This window comes from Butyrivibrio sp. (genome assembly GCF_024699075.1).
This window is the reverse complement of record NZ_JAILQF010000031.1, coordinates 1-5,726: the sequence shown is the minus strand read 5'-3', so window position 1 is coordinate 5,726 and position 5,726 is coordinate 1. Positions and strand designations below refer to the sequence as shown.

The 5,726-nt window shown below is 38.3% G+C and carries 6 protein-coding genes; 4 read left to right on the top strand and 2 right to left on the bottom strand.

What is annotated here, in order from left to right; translation table 11 throughout:
- The 4 genes from K6G87_RS01025 to K6G87_RS01010 all read left to right on the top strand — a co-directional run.
- Nucleotides 1-378: ATP-binding cassette domain-containing protein (locus tag K6G87_RS01025; protein WP_296832665.1), on the top strand; the 378-nt coding region annotated here is incomplete at its 5' end.
- Nucleotides 375-1,307 carry an AAA family ATPase gene (locus K6G87_RS01020; RefSeq protein ID WP_296832662.1) on the top strand — a complete coding sequence of 311 codons (933 nt, stop codon included), beginning with the start codon at nt 375-377 and terminating at the stop codon, nt 1,305-1,307. The genes K6G87_RS01025 and K6G87_RS01020, both read left to right, overlap by 4 nt.
- A gap of 101 nt (nt 1,308-1,408) precedes the next feature.
- Complete coding sequence (locus K6G87_RS01015; protein ID WP_296832658.1) at nt 1,409-2,539, top strand: DUF58 domain-containing protein; 1,131 nt, start codon at nt 1,409-1,411, stop codon at nt 2,537-2,539.
- A 7-nt stretch (nt 2,540-2,546) separates the two neighbouring features.
- Nucleotides 2,547-3,791, top strand: coding sequence for a hypothetical protein (locus K6G87_RS01010; protein ID WP_296832656.1), 1,245 nt, complete (start codon nt 2,547-2,549; stop codon nt 3,789-3,791).
- Between the two features lie 103 nt (nt 3,792-3,894).
- On the opposite strand, the gene K6G87_RS01005 is transcribed toward K6G87_RS01010, so the two are convergent.
- Both K6G87_RS01005 and K6G87_RS01000 read right to left on the bottom strand, forming a co-directional pair.
- Nucleotides 3,895-4,914 (bottom strand): glycosyltransferase family 2 protein, encoded by a 1,020-nt coding sequence (locus K6G87_RS01005; protein WP_296832653.1) that lies wholly within the window; start codon nt 4,912-4,914, stop codon nt 3,895-3,897.
- Between the two features lie 331 nt (nt 4,915-5,245).
- Nucleotides 5,246-5,726 (bottom strand): methyl-accepting chemotaxis protein (locus K6G87_RS01000; protein WP_296832650.1); only part of this gene is annotated, 481 nt, incomplete at its 5' end.

The following is a 5,726-nucleotide window of genomic DNA, read 5'->3' as shown; positions in this document are numbered from 1 at the left end:
TCAGGAGGTCAGCTTCAGAGAGTTTTCCTTGCAAGGTGCTTTGCACAGGAAACTCCAATTATACTTCTTGATGAGCCCACCAATCATCTGGATCTAAAATACCAGGCTGAGCTTATGGAACATCTTATAGAATGGTCTAAGGGGGAAACTGTTCTTCCTGATGGAACGAAAGTTGATAATACATTAATTGGTGTTTTTCATGATATAAGTCTTGCAGTTGAGATCTCAAGTGATATGATATTTATTAAAAGCGGTGAGATCCTGTGTCAGGGGACTAAAGACAAGGTACTTACTGCAGATGTACTTGAGAATGTTTATGGCATGGACGTTGCCGGATATATGAACAGGCAGCGCAGGATATGGGGGGAACTGATTTGAATAACAAGACAGATTTATTTAAGGCTAACATTGGCAAGGTAATTGTGGGCAAGGACCATGTAGTGGAACTTGCCCTTTGCGCATTAATTGCAAATGGACATGTACTTCTTGAAGATGTCCCGGGAACAGGTAAGACTGTTCTTGCAAAATCTATCGCAGCATCAGCCGGAATAGATTTTGAGCGAATTCAGTTTACGCCGGATCTTCTTCCGACAGATATCACAGGTCTTAATATCGTTAATATCAAAGATGGCGAATTTTCTTTTCACAAAGGACCTATATTCACATCTATTCTTCTTGCAGATGAGATCAACAGGGCAACACCCAGAACTCAGGCAGGACTTCTTGAATGTATGGAAGAAAGACAGGTAACAGTTGATGGTGTTACAAGAAAGCTTCCTGATCCATTCTTCGTAATCGCAACTCAGAATCCTATAGAGACTGCAGGTACATTCCCGCTTCCTGAGGCTCAGCTGGACAGATTTATGATGAAACTTTCCATGGGATTTCCTTCTCAGGATGAGGAAAAGAAGATACTTGAGCGCGCTATGACAGGAGATAAACTTAAGGAGCTTAATGCAGTAGTAGATGCTGGAGACATTCTTGAGTGGAGACAGAAGGCTTTTGAAGTCAAGGTTCATGAGCAGCTCCTTATGTATATAACTGATATAGTAAAGGCTACACGTTCAAGATTCGATGTAGCAGCAGGAGTAAGCCCAAGAGGAAGTATAGCTCTTCTTCGCTGTGCCCAGGCACTTGCATTTATGAGAGGAAGAGATTACGTGGTTCCTGAAGATATCAAGGAACTTGCAGTTCCTGTTCTTGCACACAGACTTTCTATAACACACACCTTTGGAAAGAGTTCATCCTCTGAGGATATAATCAACAAGATCCTTAATGAGGTTCCTGTTCCGACAGAAGAATTCTGATCTAAATAAGCTTATATAACAGTGCATCAGGAAAACCCATTGCCTTTTTGGTGATGGGTAGTTCACATAGTCATAAGTAGGGGAGTGCGTGGAGGAGAAGCGTGCAGATAATACTGATAATACCGATAGTATTTATTTTATACTATTTATATAGAACGTATTTTGGAAGGAACTGGTCTGATAATTTAAGTGCCACACTTTCATTTGGGAGTAATATTGTTGAGGGGAACGATACTGAACTTAAGGAAGTCATAAGCAATCGTAAATGGCTTGGTATTCCCTTTCTTGAAGTACGCTTTCAGGTAGGCAAGGGGCTTGAAGTTGAAAATGGTCAGAACGTAACTGTATCTGACAGGACTAATATTACTGATATCTTCAGTCTTAAAAAATATGAAAAGATAACAAGAACTCTTCCTGTGCATGGTCAAAAAAGGGGCTACTACGAAGTCCTTTCAACAAGTCTTGTAGGCTATGACATGATAGGAGGAGTTGAACATTATACTCTAAGAGACCAGAATACATCCCTTTATGTATTTCCAAAGACTCTTTCAAGTGACAGGTTTGATGTCAGCTTCTCCAAGATGCTTGGAGATATTGTTACAAGGAGATTTCTTCAGGAGGATGTATTTACCTTTAGAGGTATAAGAGACTATACAACTCAGGATACAGTATCATCAATCAACTGGAAGGCTACAGCTGCAAGCGGAGACTTTAAAGTTAATCTTCATGATCCTACATCATCTCAGGAGATTGTCCTTATACTTAATGTTGAGGATCCGTCTGTATTATATGATTCTGATCTTATTGAAGACAGCATAAGACTTATCATGTCACTAACTTCATTTTTTATTTCAAAGCAGATTCCTGTAAGGCTTATATCCAATGGTAAAGATATAATCACGTCAGAAGAGATAAGGATAAGCAGTGGAAACTCTGATGATCACAGACATCGTATTGCAATGGATCTTGCAAGAATAGATCTTACAAAGAGTGTAAGGCCTATGTCGGAAATATTTGAAGAGCTTATAATCCCAAGTGCAAAGTTAAGAGCTGATCAGACAGATGTGACTTATATGCTTGTTTCTAGCTGCCAAAGGGATGACATTATAAAGGCGGCAGGAGAACTTGCAGATATAAATGGAAGTCTGATATGGCTATGCCCACTTACGCCTTCAATGGAAGAAAGAGTGCCTGAAGGCAAGATTCATTTCTATAAGATAAAGCATGAGTGAGGTTGGTATGAATTCTATAATGATAGAAACAAAGGGAATGACGATCGCAAGGGTCATCAATAACTGCATGATAGCTTTTGGCATTGTCCTTCTTTCACAAGGTGTATATACAAATATTACTTATACAACTATGCTTAAAGATCTGATCATCTGTCTTGATGTTGTTATTATGCATTTTGTGCTTGTATATCTGAGGTCTTTTATATCTTTTACACTTGGAGGCCTTGGTCTTATTTTTTTAAACTATCTTTTTGCTATACCACAAGCTGCAGCCGGTAATTATGATTATATTCCTGTTTTTGTAGTGGCAATAGGAGTTTTACTTCTTGCATATTATTCTCATCTTAATGAAGTTGTAATGATAAAACCAAGTAACTGGATGCTTATATTCTGCGTAGCATACCTTTTCCTTGCAACATTTTTGAAGGCAGATATCCCTCTGCAATTTGGAGAATTATATACTATTTGTATTGTTGTATTTTCTTTTATATATATTGTCCTGTACAGGCAGGACAGGAGGCTTCGCCTCTCAAGTGACAGGACCTATGTACCTGCTCAGAGGATCAGATCTTCCAATTTCATGCTTATGAGTATTGGAAGTGGCATGGTCTTCTTTGTAGGAATAGTATTCCTTGTGATAGGTCATGGTGAGAAGCTTATAAATGCTATATGGAATGTCATTCTTAGCATTCTTAAATTCCTGTTTGGAGGTGTCAGATATGACATGGCAAGCGAGTCTTCATCAAGTGATGTTCAGATAGGAAGCAAGATAAGTTTTGGAGATTTTGTTGAGCAAAAAGAGAATCCCTTTCTTGATAAACTGTGGGAGATACTGACTTATGTCATGTCTTTTGCGGCAGCAGGACTTTGCATATATCTTATTGTAGCACTTGCAATAAGCTTTTATAAACGCTTCCAGCAGACGGCTAAGGTGCGTGAAAAGGATAAAGTAGAATACTTAAAACCTGATGAGACAATAACGCTTACTAAAAAGGCAGAATCCAGTCATATTAAATTTGGAGACCGCTCTCCTGCGGCAAGGATAAGAAGAAAATACAAGAAGTTCATCAAAAAGTCTCCAGGTTATAGTGATGTAGAAGAGCAGATGACACCTGAAGAAATAGAAAATGCTGCTTACAAAAATGATAATTTTGAGAACAAAAAATTGATCCATGAAATATATGAAAAAGCACGTTATGGCGGTAGCGATATAAGCGGAAAAGATGTAGCGGCTTATGAGAAGCTTTTTTAATCAGTATTCAACTTTCGCACATATAAACGTGCTACTTTCCTGGCAATTTGATCATTTTAGGTAGTTGATAATAAGCGGATCAGCAAAGAAAAAGGTGTTCGGATCATGAGAATCCGAACACCTTATTTGCAACTTTATATACAAATATCTGGCATCTGCGACCAAGGCGTGTATTAAGACGAAGGGCAGGTCCGAAAAGTCCGCGCATAAATTTCTTATAGAAATAATTGTGGTTTTCTTTAAGCCATTTGAAAAGTTCATCCTTTTTAGCTTTGTTTTCAGGTGTTCCTGATTTGATAAGAAGGATAGAAGATACAACAGTTATTATCTCTGCATATCCGTACATGTATTTGCGAAGATGTACATTCTCAACTTTTCTAAGGTCTGTTCCATCAAGCATCATCTTGTTGACCTTAAGCTGCTGGTCGATCCTTGATATCATGACTTTCTCATTAACAGACTGGTCATCACGTCCTATGAAATAGTGATAGAGATCTGTATTGGTATAATAAAGATTCTTAACATAAGGAAGCGGTTTATATACAAATAGATTATCTACATAGAAGGTATGCTCAGGAAGTTCGAGCCCGCTGTCTCTTAAAACCTGTGTACGGTATATTGCTGAATGCATCAGAATATACTGGCCCTTTCTAAAGTGCTTGGCATGATCCCAACTTATGATCTGATCAGTTGGAAGCGCATGGGTATAACGAACAACCTTCTTGTGTTTGGAGCCTGCCTTATCATATATATAGTTGGCTATAAGAAGGTCTACTTCCTTATTGGTCTTTACAAAACCATCAAGAAGCTGAAGTATATGGTGGAAAGCTTCAACACCTACCCAGTCATCAGAGTCAACAACCTTGAAATAAGGTGCGCTTGCCTCTCTTATACCAGTCATTACGGCTCCGCCATGTCCTTTGTTTTCCTGGTGAATTGCACGTACAATTCCTGGATTTGCAGCTTCAAGTTCTTTGGCTATTTTTAAAGTGTCATCCTTTGATCCATCATCTATGATGAGAATCTCAACTTTGTCTCCACCAGAAAGAAGGGTTTCAACACAATGGCACATATAGTCCTGAGAATTGTAGCAAGGTATAGCTACGCTCAATAATTTTTCCATAAATATCAATTGTCCTTAATATGATGTTTTATTTGGGATTATTCTCGACCCTTGTATGACATTTTAACATACTATGTCAAAATATGCTTGGATGAATGACGAAGCGTCAATTTTTGGGGATGAACGGTAGATTTTAGAATAAATTTAATCAAATTCGCAATGATCTTAGATTGTTTATATAAAAGCCGCTTTGCTGACAACCAATGAAATGAGTATTCAAGAGGATATTGTACCCAAAAACGAGACGGCATATGCCGTCTCGCTATAAATAAAATTATATTAAATTAAATATAACAATCATTATGAGGTTAATAGCTGGTAATAACCTTTATTACATCTTTACGAACTGACGAGTATCTTCATTGAGCTGTTCTGTAACCTTGTTATTGGTACCCATAGCCTCGCTGATACCTGAAATCTCATCAACAATATCCTGAGAATTCTCAGCAGAAAGGTTGATTGCATCAGATGCTTCCTGAACAGAATCTGTAATAGATGTAATGGAATCAGCCATTTCACCCATATAGCTGTTAAGATTCTGTGTCTGGCTTTCCATAACACTTAACATATCAGTAAGGTATTCAGCCGTCTGCTCGTATTTCTCGCCTGTTTCTACGAATGCATCATAGTCGCCAAGAACTGTTGTATTGATGAAGTCAAGAACCTGCATAGCATTATCTGCAAGGCTCTTAACTGCCTGAGTAACTTCATTACTTATATTCTGGATATTGCCGGCTGTCTGACGTGAGTTTTCTGCAAGGGAGCTGATCTCTTCAGCAACAACTGCAAAACCTTTACCTGCTTCACCTGCT

Excerpts from the sequence above, each read along its gene's own strand:
- K6G87_RS01010 (WP_296832656.1), top strand. The coding sequence starts at position 2,547 with ATGAATTCTATAATGATAGAAACAAAGGGAATGACGATCGCAAGGGTC.
- K6G87_RS01005 (WP_296832653.1), bottom strand. The coding sequence starts at position 4,914 with ATGGAAAAATTATTGAGCGTAGCTATACCTTGCTACAATTCTCAGGAC.